Raw genomic sequence first — 20,463 nt, forward strand, 5'->3', positions numbered from 1 at the left:
TCGGACTGATTACTACTAAACTTTAATTTATTCTTCTAAACGAATATCAAGTCCAAGACCTTTCAATTCATGCATTAATACATTGAATGATTCTGGTAATCCTGGTTCTGGCATAGACTCTCCTTTTACGATTGCCTCGTAAGTTTTGGCTCTACCTATAACATCATCAGATTTAACAGTCAAGATTTCACGAAGAGTACTTGATGCTCCATAAGCTTCAAGTGCCCAAACCTCCATCTCTCCAAAACGTTGACCTCCAAATTGAGCTTTACCTCCAAGTGGTTGTTGAGTAATCAACGAGTATGGACCTATAGAACGTGCGTGCATCTTATCATCAACCATATGTCCTAATTTCAACATATAGATAACTCCTACGGTTGCCGCTTGATGGAAACGCTCTCCAGTACCACCATCATAAAGATGTGTATGTCCAAAACGTGGTACTCCAGCTTCATCAGTCAATTCATTGATTTGATCAAGAGTTGCTCCGTCAAAAATTGGAGTAGCAAATTTTCTACCCAAATTCATACCAGCCCAACCTAATACCGTTTCATAAATTTGTCCAATGTTCATACGTGAAGGTACCCCAAGTGGGTTCAACACGATATCAACTGGTGTTCCATCTTCAAGGAAAGGCATATCTTCATGACGAACAATACGAGCAACAATACCTTTGTTACCGTGACGCCCTGCCATTTTATCCCCAACTTTCAGTTTACGTTTTTTAGCAATATATACTTTAGCTAATTTCAAAATTCCTGATGGCAATTCATCACCAACAGTAATCGTGAATTTCTCTCTACGTAAAGCACCTTGTAAATCGTTCAATTTAATTTTATAGTTATGAATCAAATCATTAACCATTTTATTAGTCACATCATCTGCAACCCATTGACCTTTACTTAAGTGAGCAAAATCTTCAACAGCATAAAGCATTTTTTGAGTATATTTTTTACCTTTTGGTAAAACTTCTTCACCCAAATCATTCATTACACCTTGAGAAGTTTTTCCGTTTACAATATTGAAAAGTTTCTCAATTAATTTATCTTTAAGCTCAACAAACTTAACTTCAAACTCCATTTCAAGTGCCCCTAAAGCATCTTTATCTTGAGTACGTTTACGTTTATCTTTTACTGCTCTTGCAAATAATTTTTTATCTAAAACTACACCGTGTAAAGAAGGAGAAGCTTTCAATGAAGCATCTTTTACATCACCTGCTTTATCCCCGAAGATTGCACGAAGCAATTTCTCTTCTGGAGTAGGATCTGATTCCCCTTTTGGAGTAATTTTACCGATAAGAATGTCACCAGGTTTAACCTCGGCACCAATTCTAATCATACCATTTTCATCCAAATCTTTTGTAGCTTCTTCAGAAACGTTTGGTATATCATTCGTCAACTCTTCGTTACCTAATTTTGTATCTCTAACTTCTAATGAATAATCATCAACGTGAATAGAGGTAAAGATATCGTCACGAACCACTTTCTCAGAAATAACAATCGCATCCTCGAAGTTGTAACCTTTCCATGGCATAAATGCAACTTTAAGGTTTCTACCTAAAGCTAATTCTCCATTTTGAGTAGCATATCCTTCAGACAATACTTGACCAGGAATCACTCTGTCCCCTTTTCTTACGATAGGTTTAAGATTGATACTTGTTCCTTGATTGGTTTTTCTAAATTTAATTAAGTTGTATGTTTTCTCATCAGATTCAAAACTTACCATTCTTTCTTCCTCAGAACGATCGTATTTGATAGTGATAATATTAGCATCAACGTATTCAACAACTCCATTTCCTTCAGCGTTAATTAAAACTCTAGAATCTGAAGCTACTTGACGCTCTAAACCGGTACCAACAATTGGAGCTTCAGGGCGTATCAATGGTACGGCCTGACGCATCATGTTTGATCCCATCAATGCTCTATTCGCATCATCATGTTCCAAGAAAGGAATCAAAGAAGCAGAAATCGAAGCAATTTGATTTGGAGCAACGTCTGTATAATGCACTTGAGAAGGGTCAATTACAGGAAAATCACCTTCTTGACGCGCAATTACGTTTTCGGCAGTAATTTTACCAGTAGCATCCATTTTAATGTTTGCTTGGGCAATTAACATTCCTTCTTCTTCTTCAGCACTTAAGTAAATAGGAGTAGCATCTAAATCAACCACACCATTAGTTACTTTACGGTAAGGTGTTTCAATGAAACCCATTCCGTTTACTTTAGCATAAACACCAAGAGAAGAAATCAAACCAATGTTTGGTCCCTCTGGAGTTTCAATTGGACATAAACGTCCATAGTGCGTATAGTGAACGTCACGAACCTCAAATCCAGCTCTTTCTCTCGAAAGTCCACCTGGTCCAAGTGCAGATAATCTTCTTTTGTGCGTAATCTCAGCTAATGGATTCGTTTGATCCATAAATTGAGATAACTGGTTTGTTCCAAAGAAAGAGTTGATAACAGATGATAATGTTTTAGCATTAATCAAATCTATAGGTGTAAACACCTCGTTATCTCTAACGTTCATACGCTCTCTAATGGTTCTAGCCATACGTGCTAAACCAACACCGAATTGTTGAGACAATTGTTCACCAACTGTTCTAACACGACGGTTTGATAAGTGATCAATATCATCAATCTCAGCTTTAGAGTTGATCAATTCAATCAAATACTTAACGATAGTAATGATATCTTCTTTGGTAAGCACTTGCTTTTCCATTGGAGTATCAAGACCAAGTTTTTTATTAATTCTATAACGACCTACTTCACCTAAGTTGTAACGTTGGTCAGAGAAGAATAATTTATCTATAATACCACGAGCAGTTTCTTCATCAGGCGGTTCTGCGTTACGCAATTGTCTGTAGATATGCTCAACAGCTTCTTTTTCAGAGTTTGTTGGATCTTTTTGTAATGTATTATGAATGATAGAATAATCAACAAGATTATTATCTTCTTTATGCAACAAAATAGATTTAACGTTTGAATCAATGATTTCTTCCACATTATCTTTGTCGATAATAGTATCTCTATCAAGGATTATCTCGTTACGTTCAATAGAAACAACTTCGCCAGTATCTTCATCAACGAAATCTTCATGCCAAGTGTTCAAAACACGAGCAGCTAATTTTCTACCAATATATTTTTTAAGTCCTGTTTTAGAAACTTTAATTTCTTCAGCTAGGTCGAAAATCTCAAGGATATCCTTGTCTCTTTCGAAACCAATTGCTCGGAATAAAGTTGTAACAGGTAATTTTTTCTTTCTATCAATATAAGCATACATAACGCTATTGATATCTGTAGAAAATTCTATCCAAGATCCTTTAAAAGGGATAACTCTCGCAGAATATAATTTTGTTCCATTTGCATGGAATGACTGTCCAAAGAAAACACCAGGAGAACGGTGTAATTGTGAAACCACAACTCGCTCAGCTCCATTGATAACAAAAGTACCACTTGGTGTCATATAAGGTATTGTTCCAAGATATACATCTTGCACAATAGTTTCAAAATCTTCGTGTTCAGGATCGGTACAATATAGTTTCAACCTTGCTTTTAAAGGCACACTATAAGTAAGACCTCTTTCTATACATTCTTGAATAGTGTAACGTGGTGGATCTACAAAGTAATCTAGGAATTCCAATACAAAGTTATTTCTTGTATCTGTAATTGGAAAGTTTTCCATGAAGGTGTTGTATAACCCTTCGTCGCCTCTTTCGTCAGATTTAGTTTCTAGTTGAAAAAAATCTTTAAACGATTTTACCTGAACATCTAGAAAATCTGGATAGTCAGGAATATTTTTTGTAGAGGCAAAATTCAATCTTTCAGTCTGATTTGTTATCATCAATGGACAAAATTTTGATTAAAAAAAAGTAGTTTTTTGTGTAAAAACACAATGTTTAATTGATACCTTTCTTTTTATAATCAATACATCTTTAAAAATGAATAGGTAAAATTCAGTTCAATTTTTTTTCTTCGTATTGATCAAAAACTTTTTCGTATTTTAAACTATTATTATAATAAAACTTGTTATAATTTTATTATACGAAAAATGGTTTAGGTCATTGAGTGACTAAACTCAAGACCTAAACCGAATTCTAAACTATGTAAGAGTTATTTTAACTCAACAACAGCTCCAGCTTCTTCTAAAGATTTTTTAAGACCTTCAGCCTCTTCTTTAGTTACACCTTCTTTAACGTTACTTGGAGCGCTATCAACTACATCTTTAGCTTCTTTCAAACCTAAACCTGTAAGTTCTTTAACTAATTTTACTACAGCTAATTTAGAAGCACCAGCTTCTTTCAATACAACTGTGAATTCTGTTTGAGCTTCTTCAGCAGCAGCTTCTCCACCACCTGAAACTACTACAGCTGCAGCAGCTGGTTCGATTCCGTACTCATCTTTTAATATTGTTGCTAATTCGTTAACTTCTTTTACAGTTAAATTAACTAATTGTTCTGCGAATTGTTTCAAATCTGCCATTTTTTCTATCGTTTTAAAATGATTTGTAAAAATATAATTTATTTATTGTGCGCTATTTTAAGCAACAAGGAAACTAAATTCCCTGTTTTGAGTATTATGCCTCAGCCTCTTCGCTATTAGCGAATTGGTTTTGTAAAGCAGAAATAACTCTTTGAGCTGGTGATTGCAATAATCCAATGATTTCGCCGATAAGCTCTTCTTTTGATTTAATAGTAGCTAATGCTTCTAATTGATTATCACCGATGTAAATTTCAGAATTAATGTAAGCTCCTTTTAATACAGGCTTGTCAGATTTTTTTCTGAAATCTTTAATGATTTTTCCAGGTGCATTTGCAACATCCGCAATAAAGATTGCAGAATTTCCAGCCAATACAGTTGGTAAATCACCAAAATCTTTATCAGAAGCTTCCATTGCTTTTGCAAGCAAAGTATTTTTAACTACTTCTAATTTTATACCTGCTTTAAAGCAAGCTCTTCTCAAGTTTGAAGTAGTTTCTGCGTTCAGTCCAGAAATATCAGATACATAAACAATATTTGTACCAGCTAACTGCGCAGTTAAATCTTCAATCGCGATTGATTTTTCTTCTCTAGTCATACTAAAAATTATTAACTACCAATTATACTGCTTTAGGGTCCAATGCAATCGCAGGACTCATAGTGCTTGTAAGGTGAATACCTTTAATGTAGGTACCTTTAGCAGCAGTTGGTTTAAGTTTGATTAATGTTTGAATAATTTCGTGTGCATTGTCATAAATTTGCTCAGCTCCAAAAGAAACTTTACCAATTCCTGCATGTACAATACCAGTTTTATCAACTTTAAAGTCAATTTTACCAGCTTTTACCTCTGCAACAGCCTTTGCAACATCCATAGTTACAGTACCTGTTTTAGGGTTAGGCATTAAACCTCTAGGTCCTAAAATACGACCTAATGGACCTAATTTACCCATAACAGCAGGCATAGTGATGATTACATCAACATCTGTCCAACCGTCTTTAATTTTTTGTAAATAATCGTCAAGACCTACATAGTCTGCACCAGCTGCTAAAGCTTCCGCTTCTTTATCTGGAGTAACCAATGCTAATACTTTAACATCTTTACCTGTACCGTGAGGTAAAGTAACTACACCTCTCACCATTTGATTCGCTTTTCTTGGATCTACACCCAATCTAACAGCGATATCAACAGACTCATCAAATTTTGCAGAAGCAATAACTTTAATCAATGCAGCAGCATCTTTCAAAGAGTATAATTTGTTCTTTTCAATTTTTGAAGCAGCCTCTTTTTGCTTTTTTGTCAATTTTGCCATGTCTTTCTCTTAATTAAAAAGGAGAATCTCCTGATACAGTTATACCCATAGATCTAGCTGTTCCAGCAATCATGCTCATAGCAGATTCGATTGTGAATGCATTTAAATCTACCATTTTATCTTCAGCAATTGCTTTGATAACATCCCAAGTAACGCTAGCTACTTTTTTACGATTTGGTTCACCTGATCCGGACTTTAGCTTTGCCGCTTCCAATAACTGGACAGCCGCCGGAGGAGTTTTTACAACAAAATCAAATGATTTGTCTTTATACACAGTAATTTGTACTGGGCATATTTTGCCGGGTTTATCTTGTGTTCTAGCATTAAATTGCTTACAGAACTCCATGATGTTTACCCCAGCAGCTCCTAAAGCAGGTCCAACCGGTGGCGACGGGTTCGCAGCACCTCCCTTAACTTGTAGTTTAACTACCTTACTAATTTCTTTAGCCATTTTTAAAAAATTTAACACGACAATCATTGGAAGCGATTGCAGTGGTTATTATAGATGTAACAAAAATTATACTTTTTCAACTTGCATAAAACTCAATTCCAAAGGTGTTTTTCTTCCGAAAATTTTCACCATCACTTCAAGTTTACGCTTTTCTTCATTAATTTTTTCAACTGTACCGTTAAACCCATTAAAAGGACCATCGATCACTTTAATAGTTTCACCCAAGTTGAAAGGAATAGAACGAGTATCTGTATTAACAGCCAACTCATCTACTTTACCTAACATTCTATTTACTTCAGACATTCTTAACGGAACTGGCTCTCCACCTTTAGTTTCCCCTAAGAATCCTATAACACTTGTAATAGACTTAATAATATGAGGAATTTCTCCAACCAGATTGGCTTCCAACATAACATATCCCGGAAAGTAAACCTTATCTTTTGATAATTTTTTACCTTCTTTTACAGTAACCACTTTTTCAGTAGGCACAAGAACTTGTGAAACATAATCACTCATACCCAAACGAGCAATTTCCGTTTCGATATAAGCTTTTACTTTATTTTCTTGTCCGCTTACTGCACGAACGACATACCACTTTTTTATATTATTATCCGCCATTACAAAAAATTATGCTTTTATCCAGTTAAAAAACACAGCTAATGTTTTTGCAAATACCTCATCTACTCCCCATGTTGCTAAAGCGAATACCACTGAAAAAACAGCAACAACAATCGTAAGACGTTGTACTTCAGCCCAAGCTGGCCAAGTTACATTTGATTTTAATTCTTCAAATGATTCTGATATGTAATTAACAACTTTTGTCATAGTGATTAGTTTATTTTGCACGGGCGGAGGGATTCGAACCCCCATCAACGGTTTTGGAGACCGCTATTCTACCCTTGAACTACGCCCGTAGTTAATAAAAACCAGTGTCGTCAAAACGACACTGGTTTTGGTATTTATTATAGTATTAAGCTACAATTTCAGTTACCTGACCTGCACCTACAGTTCTACCACCTTCACGGATAGCAAAACGTAAACCTACGCTCATTGCGATTGGGCTTAACAAAGTAACATTAATAGTTAAGTTGTCTCCTGGCATTACCATCTCTACACCTTCTGGTAAAGTAATAACCCCTGTTACGTCAGTTGTACGTACGTAGAACTGTGGACGGTAGTTATTATGGAATGGAGTATGACGTCCACCTTCTTCTTTTTTCAAGATATAAACCTCAGCTTTGAAAGTAGCGTGTGGTTTTACTGATCCTGGCTTAATGATAACCATTCCTCTTTTGATAGATTCTTTATCAATACCTCTTAACAATAAACCAACGTTATCTCCAGCTTCACCTCTATCAAGGATTTTACGGAACATCTCAACTCCTGTAATAGTAGAAGTTAATTTTTCAGCTCCCATACCAATGATTTCAACAGCATCTCCTGTATTAGCAATACCAGTTTCGATACGACCTGTAGCAACAGTTCCACGACCTGTAATTGTAAATACGTCTTCAACTGGCATCAAGAATGGTTTTTCAGTATCACGAACTGGCTCTTCGATCCAAGAATCTACAGCTTCCATCAATTCAAGAATTTTAGGAACCCAAGCAGCATCATTATTCAATCCTCCTAAAGCAGAACCTTGAATAACTGGACAGTTGTCACCATCATATTCGTAGAAAGACAATAAGTCTCTGATTTCCATTTCAACTAATTCCAATAATTCAGCATCATCAACCATATCCACTTTGTTCATGAAAACTACCATTCTAGGAATACCTACTTGACGACCTAAAAGGATGTGCTCACGTGTTTGTGGCATTGGTCCGTCAGTTGCAGCTACAACAAGGATAGCACCGTCCATTTGAGCAGCACCAGTAACCATGTTTTTTACGTAATCCGCGTGACCAGGACAGTCAACGTGTGCGTAGTGACGGTTAGCAGTTTCATACTCTACGTGTGATGTATTAATTGTAATACCTCTTTCTTTTTCTTCAGGAGCATTATCAATTTGATCAAATGATTTTGCTTGACAGTAACCAGCATCAGATAACACTTTTGTGATTGCTGCTGTTAAAGTAGTTTTACCGTGATCTACGTGTCCGATCGTACCAATATTTAAGTGTGGTTTCGAACGGTTAAAGGTTTCTTTTGCCATTTTACTTAATTTTTAATCTAGTTTATATATTTATTTCAATTTCCTACTTACTTGAGCCAACTACGGGAATTGAACCCGTGACCTCTTCCTTACCAAGGAAGCACTCTACCCCTGAGCTAAGTCGGCAGAATCCTCGTTAAGGATTTAATGATTTTCAATTTAGAATTCTAAACTAAAAATCATTCTTGTGGGGAGAGCAGGATTCGAACCTGCGAAGTTCACACAGCAGATTTACAGTCTGCCCTCGTTGGCCGCTTGAGTATCTCCCCAACTTTTTCTATTAAAACTTTCGCCTTTTGAGCCGGCGGAGGGACTCGAACCCACGACCTGCTGATTACAAATCAGCTGCTCTAGCCAACTGAGCTACGCTGGCAATATCAATAAAAAAAGTCCGCTATTTCTAACGGACTGCAAATGTAGAGATTTTATCTTTTAATCAAAACATTTTTTGAAAAAAAATTTAATTAAATATGTGTTCTTAACTTTTCTTTACGTTTTACCAGTAATCGCTCTAGAGATTCCGCAGATTGTTCGACTGCTTCCTCAAAGGATTTGCACTGCTTTTTAACCAAAAAATCATCTCCAGGGACATTAATCTTTATTTCGACAATTTTATTTTCCTTCTCACTTGTCTTTTCCACTTTCATAAAAATATCCGAAGAGACCACTCTGTCATAATATTTTTCCAATTTATCCATTCTCTCTTGAACGAAATCTACTAGCTTTTTGTCAACAGTAAAGTTAACTGCATGAACATTTACCTTCATAATCAATCTTTTTAATGGTTAAACATTTCAGAGTTATTTTTTATTCCTAGGATGCGCCTCTTGATATACTTTTTTGAGTTCAGACAAACTGCTATGGGTATAAATTTGCGTAGAAGCTAAACTAGAATGTCCTAATAACTCTTTAACTGAATTCAAATCGGCCCCGTTATTTAACAAGTGAGTCGCAAAAGTATGTCTTAATACATGAGGACTTTTTTTTACCTTTTCGGAGACAGTACTAAAGTATGAATTAATTAAACGATACACAAAAGAATCACTCAATTTTAACCCTTTTTTTGTTAGAAATAAATAATCCTCATCTACTATTGTTTCCAACAAAGAACGCTCCTTAATATACAACAACAATCGCTGTATTACCACTGGTAAAACTGGAAGAATACGTTCTTTATTTCTTTTCCCCAATACCTTTAAAGTATTACCTACTATATTGACATTCGAACATTTCAAATGAATAAGTTCTGCCCTACGAATTCCTGAAGTATAAAACAACTCCACTATCAGCACATCTCTTATTTCCTGAAAATCTTCAGAATTCGAATTTTGTAACAACGCCTCCGTAAGTTCTTTTTCCGAAAAAGGTATTTGAAGTTTTTTTTCTGTTTTCAAAGCTTTGTGCTTCAACAACGGATTAATTTGGATTTGTTTTATTTTTAAAAGAAATCTATAAAAAGCTTTTAAGGAAGCTATCTTCCTGTTTACAGTACTATTTGAAACCCCATCTTCAACAAGCGAAACAATCCAACTTCTAATCTGATTGTAATTAACCTGCTCTATAGTGTCTTGTTCAAAGAACTCCTTATTAAATGACTCAAAGTAAGTTATATCATTTAAGTAAGCATTTATGGTATGTGGAGAATATTTTTTTTCTAATTGCAGATAATCTCTAAATCCATCTTTATTATTTGTTGCCATAAAAAAACCGTTAGCATCAAAGTTAAGAAACTTTAATTACTAACGGTAATTTTATTTTAAAATGCAGTGATGTATTAGATATTCTCGATATTATCTCTCATATTTTGAATATAAGCTGCTTTTTGGAATTTCATCCTATTGATAACTGATGGCTTAATAAAAGCAGTACGTGCTCTTAATTGTCTTACAGTTCCAGTTTTATCGAATTTTCTTTTGTAGCGCTTAAGTGCTCTATCGATATTTTCTCCGTCTTTAATTGGTATAATTAACATAATTTTATCACCCCCTTTCGTTAAGTCGGCAAAATTAAACATTATTTTGAATTCTGAGCACTTTATTTTTATTTTTTTAAATTTATTTTCAATAGTTCCAAAAATAGCATCAAAACCGAAAATATTTTTGGTCAAGCGTGAGGGATGGAAGCAAGTTACCGAAGTAAAGGCGGACAGCCCGACAGCATCCTGATTAAAGGGCACATAATCAGACCGAGAATTAGCCCTTAATCAGGATGGTGGCACGCCCTAATCTTTATTTCAATAAATTTCTGGAAATTACCAGTTTTTGAATTTCGGTAGTTCCTTCTCCAATGGTACACAATTTTGAATCCCTATAGAATTTTTCTACCGGATAATCTTTGGTATAACCATACCCACCGTGTATTTGAACCGCATCATTGGCCACTTTCACACAAACCTCTGATGAATACATTTTCGCCATTGCACCTAATGTCGTTACAGGTCTGTGCTGCTCTTTAAGGAAAGCTGCTTTATGCAATAATAATTCTGAGGCTTCAATTTCGGTAGCCATATCAGCCAATTTAAAAGAAATTCCTTGAAATTCACAAATAGGCTGCCCAAACTGATGTCTTTCTTGAGAATATTTCAAAGCTGCTTCATAAGCGCCTTTTGCAATTCCTAACGATAAAGCTCCAATTGAAATACGTCCACCATCAAGAATTTTCATAGCCTGAACAAATCCCTGTCCAACCTCACCTAATCTATTAGAATCCGGAATACGACAATTATCAAAAATCAATTCGGCCGTTTCACTAGCGCGCATTCCTAATTTATTTTCTTTTTTACCCGAAGTAAATCCAGGCATTCCTTTTTYGAATACAAATGCAGTCATTCCTTTGGAATCTCCCTTTTCACCTGTGCGAACTATTACCACGGCAATATCTCCCGAAATAGCATGTGTAATAAAGTTTTTAGCTCCATTTACTACCCAAAAATCACCGTCACGAACAGCAGTAGTATTCATTCCACCTGCATCGGATCCTGTATTGTGCTCTGTTAAGCCCCAAGCTCCAATATGCTCAGCCGTTGCCAGTTTCGGAATCCACCTTTTCTTTTGTTCATCGTTTCCAAAAGTTAAAATATGATTAGTACATAATGAATTATGGGCTGCAACAGACAATCCTATAGAAGGATCAACTTTTGAAATTTCCTCCACAATTGTGATGTATTCATGGTAACCCAATCCTGAGCCTCCTAATTCAGTTGGAACCAAAACTCCCATAAATCCCATTTCACCAAGTTTTTTAAACAAAGGAATTGGAAAAATTTGAGCTTCATCCCACTCCATTATATATGGTCTAATATTTTTTTCGGCAAAATCTTTTATAGATTGAGCTATTAAAGATTGTGTTTCGTTGTAATCAAAATTCATCATAAATGTCTTTTATATTAAAAGTCCAAATATAAGGCAATAAAATTTGCTTTTTCAACAGGAAAGCCGTTAATTTTTATCAAATCCTCAATATTTTTAAAATCACCGTTCATGCTTCTATATTTTACAATTTGTCTAGCTAAGTCATATTTGAAATAAAAAAACTGAGAAAGCTCCTTTATTGAGGCATTATTGACATCAATTTTATTCAAATTAGGAAGCTTTTCAATCTTAAAATGAGTATTTAAATTCAGAATTACTTCTGGAGACAAACCCCAAACATCTTTAAGCTGCTCCATAGAGACAAATCCTCCTAATTTTTCTTTTTGAGTTAAAATGCGAAGTGAAATCACCTCACCCACTCCATTTATTTTAATTAAATCTTCTTTCGTGGCTTGATTAATATCGATTAAAGCTATTTTCTCTTTTTTGGCGAAAGCCGAATTCTGATCATATTTATACTCCTTGAACTCTTTTTTATTATTCACCCAATTAGGGAATTTGAAAAATGGAGAAATTACATTCAATAATGAATCTGAAACTTTTGTTACACCTTGAAATTCTTTGGCAGAATTAACAAACTTATTTCCCTTTCTAAAATCTAGAAGCCGATCAATTTCTTGAACAGACATTCCCAGTTTGTAGCCTTTGTAATCTGAAATAAAATTAGGATTAAAAGGATACATTTTAGGTTTATCATTCAGATCATGCATTTTTACCTCATCAACTTCCGATTGTAGAGAAAGCCATTTTTGCTTGTCAGAGTATTCTTTTTCAATTGGATTAAAATCAACAAAAAAATAAACCAATTGAAGAATTATAATAATTCCGAACAAAACAAAAATCCCTGTTCGCTGGTCACGTGAAAATTTAAAAAAATCTTTGATAGTGTTAAAAGTCATAATTGAAATCACATGTTTTAAGCGAAACATTTTAAATCTAAAAATATGAAAAATTATTTACAAGTCAGTATTTTTTATAAGAAAAATATTAATTTTAATTAACAACTAAATACCTGAAATACATTCGTACTATTTTTTTTCTAAATAAAAAAGCTGCATACATCATTAATTTGTTAGTTAAATGAAATTATAATTTTTATTTTTTATAAAAAACAATACATTTGGCGCTTAATAACATTTAAACCATAAAAACCATGTCTATTTGGAAAAGAAAACCATTAGCTCTACTATTAGCCGAAGCTGCTGATTCTGAAAAAGGATTAAAAAGAACCCTAACCGCTTGGTCATTAGTTGCATTAGGAATCGGTGCAATTATAGGTGCTGGATTATTCGTTAGAACAGCAACCGCAGCTGCACAAAGTGCAGGACCATCAGTAACAATAGCCTTTGTTGTAGCCGCCATCGGCTGTGCATTAGCAGGATTGTGTTACGCTGAGCTTTCGTCTTCTATTCCAATTTCAGGAAGTGCATACACCTACACTTATGCTACTATGGGTGAGTTTTTAGCCTGGATTATTGGTTGGGATTTAATTCTTGAATATGCGGTGGGTGCTGCAACAGTGGGAATTGCCTGGAGTGAATACCTAAATAATTTACTCACAAATGTACTACACGTGGACCCCATACCCTTTGCTTATTGTCATTCTCCATTTCAAACATCACTAACAGGAGAACACGGAATCATAAATTTACCTGCTCTTTTTATAGTTGCAGTAATCAGTTTATTATTGATAAAAGGGATACATGAATCAGCTGTGGTAAATGGAATCATAGTTGTCGTTAAAGTTCTAATTGTAATACTAATCATTGTATTGGGATGGCATTTCATTAATCCAGCAAACCATACCCCTTATATTCCACCAACAGATGTTTTCACTGACGAACACGGAGTAGGACATGCCTATGGAGGAGTTATGGGAATATTAGGTGCTGCTGGTACCGTTTTCTTTGCTTTCATCGGATTTGATGCAGTGAGTACTGCCGCACAAGAAACTATCAATCCTAAAAAAAATATGCCAATCGGTATTTTAGGATCTTTAGCAGTGTGTACCGTTTTATACATTCTTTTTGGACATGTATTAACAGGTCTTGAACCAGTTGAATTCTTTAGAACTAGCGGTAAGGAAGCGTCTGTTGCTAATGCAATAATACATGCGATGGGAGAAAGCTACAACTGGCTTGCCCAATTTGTTACCGTTGCTATATTAGCAGGATTTTCATCTGTTATTTTAGTGATGTTATTAGGACAGTCAAGAGTTTTCTACTCTATGGGTAAAGATGGCTTACTACCTAAAGCTTTTAGCGATTTACATTCAAAATACAAAACACCATACAAAGCAAATCTTGCTATTCTAATAATTGTTGGAGCTTTTGCTGCTTTTATTCCTGGAGATATTGTTGGGGATATGACAAGTATTGGAACTTTATTTGCTTTTGTTCTTGTATGTATTTCTGTTATTATCTTAAGAAAAAAAGAACCGAACATGATAAGAGAATTCAAAACTCCACTTGTACCTTTCGTACCACTTTTAGGAGTATTTGTATGTTGTGCTATGATGTACGGACTAGGTTGGACGAACTGGTTGAGACTTTTTGTTTGGATGGCTTTAGGAATCGTTTTCTATTTTGTTTATGGCAAGAAAAACAGTGTGCTAAACAAGACTAAAGAATAATTTCACAGATAAATAAAAAAGGGATTTTAAAGCTTAACCACTTTAAAATCCCTTTTTTTATGCTTTATAAATTACTTTTACAAATCAAAAACAGAGGTTCTCTTGGCTCTAATTAAATCTTTTAGCCTAATCCAGAAAGCCAATGTAAGATAAACTCCAAATCCCAAACCTGCCGTTACAAAAGAGATGTAAATAAAAAACAAACGAACGCTTGTCACACGCATTCCTAATTTATCGGCCAAACGAGAAGAAACATGGAAACCATATTTTTCTAAAAAAAATTTCAATCGTATTACTGCTCGCATTGGTTTGAATTATTAATTATAAACAAAATTACAGAATCTTTTAATACTATCGGTTGATGACCGAAAAAGTTCTAAATACATTACTTAAAAATTGAAAATCAAATCGAAATTTTCTTATTCCTAACTATTCTTTAACAACTCCATCCCGATAGCGCATTCTAAGCACTTGTTTTTATTACAATATTCATTTTTGAGTTGCAATAATGACTGGGTTTCAAATGCATTTTTTGCCCTTAGACCAAAAGAACTAAATTTCTCTACAATTGAATTCTTTTCAGACTCAACATCATTTAAAATAGTAATTAAATCTTCTGAAATTTCCTTTCCTTGACTTTTTGCATATGCAAATTGTAAAGGAATAACTGTATTTAAAATAATCAGATCCATGAAAGATTTGGTCAACGCTTTCTTTTTCTTCGGACTTTCTTTATCGAATTGATAATGGGTTTGCCAATAGGCAGCTACCGAAACACTAAAAACTTCATAAATAGCTTCAACAGAATTCAAGTCACTTATTTTCGAAAATAGATTTTGCTGTTTGTGATATAAATTGGCTAATTGTGAAAGCCGAATCGTGGGAAAATTATCTGGCCGATGTTTAAAAAACTGAACGGGTTCAATACACCTTTTCTCAATTTGGTGTTTATGAAGCAAATAAAAATATCTGAATTTTAAATCTTTGAAATACGCATCTTCTTTCTCAGCATCCAATAATCCTGCGGAACCAAACAATAATGATTCCAGATTCTCCACTTCAAAACATTCTTTTCGTATTACAGAAAAAGGAATAGATTGAGCTATCTTAAGAAATATTTCTCCATTGGTATTCAAACCAAAATTCTTTGCCAAAAGACAGAACAAAACTGCTTCCCAATCATTGTTAGTTGACTCCAACAACTCCAAGATAGGCTTAGCCTTTCTTTCCAAACGTTCAAAAAACAAACGTTCTTGCCAATTGATTAATGTGAATTGAGGAATTTCCTTTAACTGCTTTTCACAAAAAATCCACGATTTGGGAGTCAGCAACTTTTGATAATTATTTACAATATCTGCACTAACATATTTTTTGAGTTCGAGAACAGGAATCTCTGAATTGTTACTTCTGTAAATCTCGGTATCGTGATTCCAAACGACATGCAAAATTACATTTTCATAACCCGCATCTTTCTCGTGATGATGAATATACCAATCGGATGATTTGATATGAATTTCTACATTTCCTGCCCACTTTTGATTTCCAATAGTAATTTGGGCATTAAAAAAATCAGGACCAGCCAATTCTAAATACTGTCCCACATTACTGATCGTGATTTCCTCTTGGTTACAGGTTTTTAAATTTAAAGTATCAAACTTTTTGAACTTCCAAAGGTAGTGGAGGAAATCTTCTTTCATTGTGTTAGCTTTTTATACTTTTAATCTAAAGTAATAAAAAAAAACAAACAACTTAACTTACAAAATTAAAAAAGACAGATATTTCAACTGTTTTTTTTAATCATTAGATAAATGTGAGAATAAAAGATTTTGAATAGTATTGAAAAGAATTATCTCAATAAATACAATTTGGCACAAGCCCGAGCATCCGATAAGGCTTCGTGATGATTCAACTGAATTTTCATGGCTCTACAGCAATCACTCAAAGTGGTAGGTTTTAAACCTTTGGTTTTATATATTTTCACGGTACATTCCCAACGAGAACCTATATTCAAATCCTCGTAGTTCAGACCATAAAGCGCCATTGATTTGGATAAAACATTGCGATCGAAGCTTTCATTATGTGCTACTACGGTTCTGTTTTGCAGTCTTTTTTGAATTTCGGGAAATATTTCAACAAAAGTTTTGGCGTTTGCTGTGTCTCTAGGATATATTCCATGCACTCGTATCGTGAAAGGATTATATTCATTATTGGGCGGCTTGATTAAAGTCACAAACTCATCAATAATTACTCCATTTTCAACGGTAACAATACCTACAGAGCAAGGATGATAAGCTGTTGCAGTTTCAAAATCTATTGCGGTGAAAGTCATGGGAATTTTAGAATTTAGATTGCAGATTTTAGATTGCAGATTTCAATGATTAGTACAAAATCTGCAATCCAAATAAATTTATTTCATCGCCTTAATAATGTCTGATTTTGTAATAATTTGATGGTTTCCATTTTCAAGTTCGACCAAAACAGCATCATTATCTTTGGTGAAAAACTTGGAAACTTCTTCGATTGATGTACTCAATTTAACAACAGGAAAAGGTTTTCCCATTACTTCTTTAATAGGCTTATCAATTACATTTTTATCGGCCATATAACTTCTGAACAGATCAGTTTCATCAACAGAACCAACAAATCCATTAATATCTACCACTGGAATTTGCGAAATATTGTACTTGCGCATACGGTCAATAGCATGTGAAACCAATTCCTCGGTACGAACAACAATCAAAGGTTTATCGATATGGTCTTTGATAACATCTTCGGCTTTGGTCACATCCTCTTCTAGAAATCCTCTTTCACGCATCCAGTCGTCATTGAACATTTTTCCAACATAACGACTTCCAGAATCATGAAACAATACCACAACCACATCTTCTGGTTTGAAATGTTCCTTGAGTTGCAACAAACCTTTTACTGCAGCACCAGCCGAATTCCCAACAAATATTCCTTCTTCGAGTGCAATTTTTCTAGTATAAACAGCAGCATCTTTATCGGTTACTTTAGTGAATCCATCAATTAGGGAGAAATCAACATTCTTAGGCAAAATATCTTCACCTATTCCCTCGGTGATATAGGAATATATTTCATTTTCATCAAAAATACCTGTTTCGTGATATTTCTTAAACACTGAACCATAAGTATCAATTCCCCAAATTTTGATGTTTGGGTTTTTCTCTTTTAAGAATTTACCAACACCAGAAATCGTCCCACCTGTACCAACACCAACCACAAAATGAGTAATCTTTCCTTCTGTTTGCTTCCAAATTTCTGGCCCTGTTTGCTCATAATGCGCCAATGTATTTGACAAATTATCGTATTGGTTCACATACCAGGAGTTTGGTGTTTCTTGAGCCAATCTTTTGGAAACCGAATAATACGAACGTGGATCAGTTGGCTCCACATCAGTAGGGCAAACTACTACTTTGGCTCCAACTGCACGAAGAATATCCATTTTTTCTTTGGACTGCTTGTCGGATATCACACAAATCAATTTGTATCCTTTTATAATGGCAACTAGCGCCAATCCCATTCCTGTATTTCCAGAAGTTCCTTCAATTATTGTTCCTCCTGGTTGCAAACGTCCATCTGCTTCGGCATCTTCAATCATTTTTACAGCCATACGGTCTTTTACCGAATTACCAGGATTGAATGTCTCCACTTTGGCCAAAACCAAAGCATCTACTTCAGCAGTCACTTTATTGAGTTTTACTAATGGAGTATTCCCAATAGTTCCTAATATATTTTCTGAGTATTCCATTTTTGTCTTTTTTATTGGGGGTTATTTTTAAACCATACTATTTACATATAGTTTGTATACAAAAGCAAAATTAATCATTTTTTTAATTATAAACTTAACTTTTAAAGACTGAGTTCTAAATTAGTTGAAGAAGTTCCAAACTAATCCAAAACGAATTAAGAAATCACGATACGGATAATCGGGTGCCGATAAATAATTGTTTTTTGAAAACAGTGAATTAAAATGTTCTGCCTTTAAATAAATTCGTGTACGCTGAATTTTTGCATTTACAAAAAAATCAAGAAGCGGGTAATTCCCTATCTTCACTCTATCCTGAACAAAAAACTCACCAATCAAAGGATTGTAACTATTACTATAATAACTAGTAAAGTAATTCAGCTCCACACCGGTTTGGAAAAACAATTTTTTATCAAACATATGATCCGAATAATACAACGTATTTCTAGTCACAAATTCAGGGACATTCAAAATAAGATCTGATTGATCCACTTTTTGGAATAACAAAGTATTGTCTAAAGCCCATTTACCAACAACAAACTCTTTTGCAACTTTAAGAGATGCATAATTAATTGCTTTACCATATTGAGCCGGCGCCACTATTTGTGTGCCCACTGCTCTTTCTGCATCTGTTGTAACATCAGCAAAATGCAAATAATCATTTATCGAATTCAGTTGCAAAGACAATGACACCCATTTAGTGTCTGCGTTGACACTGATAGCATTTATTTTTTCACTCACAAAATCGTTTGACCAATTGTATTTTCTATAACTACTTTGGTACAAATTATAATTATTGTTAGGCAATTTATTCATATTTTGATATCTAAAAGAGATTTGATTCTCATCATTAATATCATAAATTGCCGAAGCATCAAAATTGTACAAATTTTGATTCGTAACTGATTTGGAATATAAAACCTTCCCATTCCATTTGTCCTTGCGATAATTATATTGTCCACCAACTGTGTTTATGGTCTGGCTTAACAAATTAGGAACAGTTTCTGTATCTAGATACAAAATATTATTATAAAAATAATTCGAATGCAAATCATCAACAAAAAAAGTAAAAGCTCCCAACGTCATGTTCTCATACACTAACCCCACTTTGTTATACATTTTATTGTAGGTCGTTTTATCATCAATCCCATTGGTCACAAAGGACTCTCCATAGCGATTCACTTGTACTCCTCCAACTGTTGAAGCTATCGTTTCTTGAGTGTAATCAAAATAAATATCCTCATAATTAAACTGTTCAGTAACATATAAATTATTACTGCCTTTTTTTGGATTTATTCTAAAAGTTTGATCTACAAAAAAACGTTTTCCCTTAAGCAAAGACATAGCATCCTCAAAATAAACACCCAATCGAGCTTTATTATCAAACGCTGGATCACCACTTTCAAATTCACTTACATTACTAATCCCACCATTTTCCTCGTTCTGAATCTTTTGGGCAACATAATGTGCATTAACAACATAACGACCATCTTTGGTATTATAACTTGTCGTAAATCTAAAATTCCCCGTTTTGGCCTCCTGGTTGATGTATCTACCTTCCGAGCGTAACGCTTTATAGGCAATAGAAAAATTCAATCTTGGAGACGGATTTATAGCAAAATAAGAATCTGCCGACTGACCTCTTTGTATCGTTGTTTTAAAATACAATTCGGTTACAGGGGTGGCCACATTGGCATATCTAATGTCTTCGGCCTTGCTATAATTAAACTGTTTTGCTGTAAATCCAAATTCGGGATAAGGCGAAAAACCATTAAGTCCGTATTGAAGCGTATTATAGGTTTGACCAATATTAGTAAAACTCAAAAGTCCAAAATTATCTTTCCTTAAATAATTATGACCATATGCCTTTCGAATAGATTGTGTAGTATCAATGTATGTAGTATCCTTATTCAACGAAATAATCTGATACATATCATAAGTTGCCTCTGGCGCTTTTTTCTTCTTTATAGAATCCGAAGAATTGTATTTACTATTATAATCAATTTCTTTAGCACTATTGAACTGTTTATTTTTCTGCGAAAACAGGAGAATCGGAAAAGCTAAAAAAAACAACGAAAAGAAAATTCTCATTTGAAAAGGTTATAATTAGGCAAATTATTTTTACTGATAGACCAAGCAAAGGTAAAGGATAAAAACGTATAAATAAAAAAACACCTCAATTTATAGAACAAACAACAAAACATAATTTAGTTACAAACCACAACTTATCGGTTCCAAATAATTTGGGCGAGCCACCAGTAGAAAAAGGGGCTAACTCACAGTATCGCTTATTCGCCCCT

The 20,463-nt window shown here is 34.3% G+C and carries 19 protein-coding genes and 4 tRNA genes; 1 reads left to right on the forward strand and 22 read right to left on the reverse strand.

Features of this window, described 5'->3' with window-relative positions; translation table 11 throughout:
• Positions 1 to 27: 27 nt before the first annotated feature.
• The 17 genes from rpoB to AC1DY0_RS05590 form a co-directional block, all read right to left on the reverse strand.
• Positions 28 to 3,840 carry a DNA-directed RNA polymerase subunit beta gene (gene rpoB / locus AC1DY0_RS05510; RefSeq protein ID WP_477187649.1) on the reverse strand — a complete coding sequence of 1,271 codons (3,813 nt, stop codon included), beginning with the start codon at positions 3,838 to 3,840 and terminating at the stop codon, positions 28 to 30.
• A gap of 269 nt (positions 3,841 to 4,109) precedes the next feature.
• Positions 4,110 to 4,478, reverse strand: a complete 369-nt coding sequence (gene rplL / locus AC1DY0_RS05515) for a 50S ribosomal protein L7/L12 (RefSeq protein WP_077370834.1) — start codon at positions 4,476 to 4,478, stop codon at positions 4,110 to 4,112.
• A gap of 94 nt (positions 4,479 to 4,572) precedes the next feature.
• Positions 4,573 to 5,073, reverse strand: a complete 501-nt coding sequence (rplJ, locus tag AC1DY0_RS05520; RefSeq protein WP_477187650.1) for a 50S ribosomal protein L10 — start codon at positions 5,071 to 5,073, stop codon at positions 4,573 to 4,575.
• A 22-nt stretch (positions 5,074 to 5,095) separates the two neighbouring features.
• Entirely contained in the window at positions 5,096 to 5,785 is a 690-nt protein-coding gene (gene rplA / locus AC1DY0_RS05525; RefSeq protein ID WP_072944426.1) for a 50S ribosomal protein L1, read from the reverse strand.
• 13 nt (positions 5,786 to 5,798) lie between these two features.
• Positions 5,799 to 6,236 (reverse strand): 50S ribosomal protein L11, encoded by a 438-nt coding sequence (gene rplK, locus AC1DY0_RS05530; protein WP_035639405.1) that lies wholly within the window; start codon positions 6,234 to 6,236, stop codon positions 5,799 to 5,801.
• Between the two features lie 66 nt (positions 6,237 to 6,302).
• Complete coding sequence (nusG, locus tag AC1DY0_RS05535) at positions 6,303 to 6,854, reverse strand: transcription termination/antitermination protein NusG (RefSeq protein ID WP_077370832.1); 552 nt, start codon at positions 6,852 to 6,854, stop codon at positions 6,303 to 6,305.
• Between the two features lie 9 nt (positions 6,855 to 6,863).
• Entirely contained in the window at positions 6,864 to 7,061 is a 198-nt protein-coding gene (gene secE / locus AC1DY0_RS05540) for a preprotein translocase subunit SecE (RefSeq protein ID WP_116763649.1), read from the reverse strand.
• 18 nt (positions 7,062 to 7,079) lie between these two features.
• Positions 7,080 to 7,150, reverse strand: a tRNA-Trp gene (locus AC1DY0_RS05545).
• Between the two features lie 56 nt (positions 7,151 to 7,206).
• Complete coding sequence (gene tuf, locus AC1DY0_RS05550; protein ID WP_477187651.1) at positions 7,207 to 8,394, reverse strand: elongation factor Tu; 1,188 nt, start codon at positions 8,392 to 8,394, stop codon at positions 7,207 to 7,209.
• 54 nt (positions 8,395 to 8,448) lie between these two features.
• Positions 8,449 to 8,520, reverse strand: a tRNA-Thr gene (locus AC1DY0_RS05555).
• A 62-nt stretch (positions 8,521 to 8,582) separates the two neighbouring features.
• Positions 8,583 to 8,663, reverse strand: a tRNA-Tyr gene (locus tag AC1DY0_RS05560).
• 30 nt (positions 8,664 to 8,693) lie between these two features.
• Positions 8,694 to 8,767, reverse strand: a tRNA-Thr gene (locus AC1DY0_RS05565).
• Positions 8,768 to 8,858: 91 nt separating this feature from the next.
• Positions 8,859 to 9,161, reverse strand: a complete 303-nt coding sequence (hpf, locus tag AC1DY0_RS05570) for a ribosome hibernation-promoting factor, HPF/YfiA family (protein ID WP_326398857.1) — start codon at positions 9,159 to 9,161, stop codon at positions 8,859 to 8,861.
• Between the two features lie 33 nt (positions 9,162 to 9,194).
• A complete protein-coding gene (locus AC1DY0_RS05575) occupies positions 9,195 to 10,094 on the reverse strand; it encodes a tyrosine-type recombinase/integrase (RefSeq protein WP_477187652.1) in 900 nt (299 codons plus the stop codon).
• 74 nt (positions 10,095 to 10,168) lie between these two features.
• Positions 10,169 to 10,366, reverse strand: a complete 198-nt coding sequence (gene rpsU, locus AC1DY0_RS05580) for a 30S ribosomal protein S21 (RefSeq protein ID WP_477187819.1) — start codon at positions 10,364 to 10,366, stop codon at positions 10,169 to 10,171.
• A 256-nt stretch (positions 10,367 to 10,622) separates the two neighbouring features.
• A complete protein-coding gene (locus tag AC1DY0_RS05585; RefSeq protein WP_477187820.1) occupies positions 10,623 to 11,762 on the reverse strand; it encodes an acyl-CoA dehydrogenase family protein in 1,140 nt (379 codons plus the stop codon).
• Positions 11,763 to 11,779: 17 nt separating this feature from the next.
• Entirely contained in the window at positions 11,780 to 12,694 is a 915-nt protein-coding gene (locus tag AC1DY0_RS05590; RefSeq protein ID WP_477187653.1) for a ComEA family DNA-binding protein, read from the reverse strand.
• Between the two features lie 224 nt (positions 12,695 to 12,918).
• On the opposite strand from AC1DY0_RS05590, the gene AC1DY0_RS05595 reads away from it, so the two are divergent.
• Positions 12,919 to 14,397 carry an amino acid permease gene (locus AC1DY0_RS05595; RefSeq protein ID WP_477187654.1) on the forward strand — a complete coding sequence of 493 codons (1,479 nt, stop codon included), beginning with the start codon at positions 12,919 to 12,921 and terminating at the stop codon, positions 14,395 to 14,397.
• Positions 14,398 to 14,474: 77 nt separating this feature from the next.
• Here AC1DY0_RS05595 and AC1DY0_RS05600 read toward each other — a convergent pair whose 3' ends face one another.
• From AC1DY0_RS05600 to AC1DY0_RS05620, 5 genes are all read right to left on the reverse strand, one after another.
• Positions 14,475 to 14,702, reverse strand: a complete 228-nt coding sequence (locus AC1DY0_RS05600; protein WP_264565269.1) for a PspC domain-containing protein — start codon at positions 14,700 to 14,702, stop codon at positions 14,475 to 14,477.
• Between the two features lie 120 nt (positions 14,703 to 14,822).
• Complete coding sequence (locus AC1DY0_RS05605) at positions 14,823 to 16,094, reverse strand: DUF2851 family protein (RefSeq protein WP_477187655.1); 1,272 nt, start codon at positions 16,092 to 16,094, stop codon at positions 14,823 to 14,825.
• Positions 16,095 to 16,243: 149 nt separating this feature from the next.
• Positions 16,244 to 16,726, reverse strand: a complete 483-nt coding sequence (locus AC1DY0_RS05610) for a 3'-5' exonuclease (protein ID WP_477187656.1) — start codon at positions 16,724 to 16,726, stop codon at positions 16,244 to 16,246.
• 78 nt (positions 16,727 to 16,804) lie between these two features.
• Positions 16,805 to 18,166 carry a pyridoxal-phosphate dependent enzyme gene (locus AC1DY0_RS05615; protein WP_477187657.1) on the reverse strand — a complete coding sequence of 454 codons (1,362 nt, stop codon included), beginning with the start codon at positions 18,164 to 18,166 and terminating at the stop codon, positions 16,805 to 16,807.
• A gap of 120 nt (positions 18,167 to 18,286) precedes the next feature.
• Positions 18,287 to 20,254 (reverse strand): putative porin, encoded by a 1,968-nt coding sequence (locus tag AC1DY0_RS05620; protein WP_477187658.1) that lies wholly within the window; start codon positions 20,252 to 20,254, stop codon positions 18,287 to 18,289.
• Between the last annotated feature and the right edge of the window lie 209 nt (positions 20,255 to 20,463).

This window comes from Flavobacterium sp. P1_E4, assembly GCF_056405915.1.

Coding starts and splice junctions, on each gene's coding strand:
- rpoB (WP_477187649.1), bottom strand. CDS start 3,840: ATGATAACAAATCAGACTGAAAGATTGAATTTTGCCTCTACAAAAAAT.
- rplL (WP_077370834.1), bottom strand. CDS start 4,478: ATGGCAGATTTGAAACAATTCGCAGAACAATTAGTTAATTTAACTGTA.
- rplJ (WP_477187650.1), bottom strand. CDS start 5,073: ATGACTAGAGAAGAAAAATCAATCGCGATTGAAGATTTAACTGCGCAG.
- rplA (WP_072944426.1), bottom strand. CDS start 5,785: ATGGCAAAATTGACAAAAAAGCAAAAAGAGGCTGCTTCAAAAATTGAA.
- rplK (WP_035639405.1), bottom strand. CDS start 6,236: ATGGCTAAAGAAATTAGTAAGGTAGTTAAACTACAAGTTAAGGGAGGT.
- nusG (WP_077370832.1), bottom strand. CDS start 6,854: ATGGCGGATAATAATATAAAAAAGTGGTATGTCGTTCGTGCAGTAAGC.
- secE (WP_116763649.1), bottom strand. CDS start 7,061: ATGACAAAAGTTGTTAATTACATATCAGAATCATTTGAAGAATTAAAA.
- tuf (WP_477187651.1), bottom strand. CDS start 8,394: ATGGCAAAAGAAACCTTTAACCGTTCGAAACCACACTTAAATATTGGT.
- hpf (WP_326398857.1), bottom strand. CDS start 9,161: ATGAAGGTAAATGTTCATGCAGTTAACTTTACTGTTGACAAAAAGCTA.
- AC1DY0_RS05575 (WP_477187652.1), bottom strand. CDS start 10,094: ATGGCAACAAATAATAAAGATGGATTTAGAGATTATCTGCAATTAGAA.
- rpsU (WP_477187819.1), bottom strand. CDS start 10,366: ATGTTAATTATACCAATTAAAGACGGAGAAAATATCGATAGAGCACTT.
- AC1DY0_RS05590 (WP_477187653.1), bottom strand. CDS start 12,694: ATGTTTCGCTTAAAACATGTGATTTCAATTATGACTTTTAACACTATC.
- AC1DY0_RS05595 (WP_477187654.1), top strand. CDS start 12,919: ATGTCTATTTGGAAAAGAAAACCATTAGCTCTACTATTAGCCGAAGCT.
- AC1DY0_RS05600 (WP_264565269.1), bottom strand. CDS start 14,702: ATGCGAGCAGTAATACGATTGAAATTTTTTTTAGAAAAATATGGTTTC.
- AC1DY0_RS05605 (WP_477187655.1), bottom strand. CDS start 16,094: ATGAAAGAAGATTTCCTCCACTACCTTTGGAAGTTCAAAAAGTTTGAT.
- AC1DY0_RS05610 (WP_477187656.1), bottom strand. CDS start 16,726: ATGACTTTCACCGCAATAGATTTTGAAACTGCAACAGCTTATCATCCT.
- AC1DY0_RS05615 (WP_477187657.1), bottom strand. CDS start 18,166: ATGGAATACTCAGAAAATATATTAGGAACTATTGGGAATACTCCATTA.
- AC1DY0_RS05620 (WP_477187658.1), bottom strand. CDS start 20,254: ATGAGAATTTTCTTTTCGTTGTTTTTTTTAGCTTTTCCGATTCTCCTG.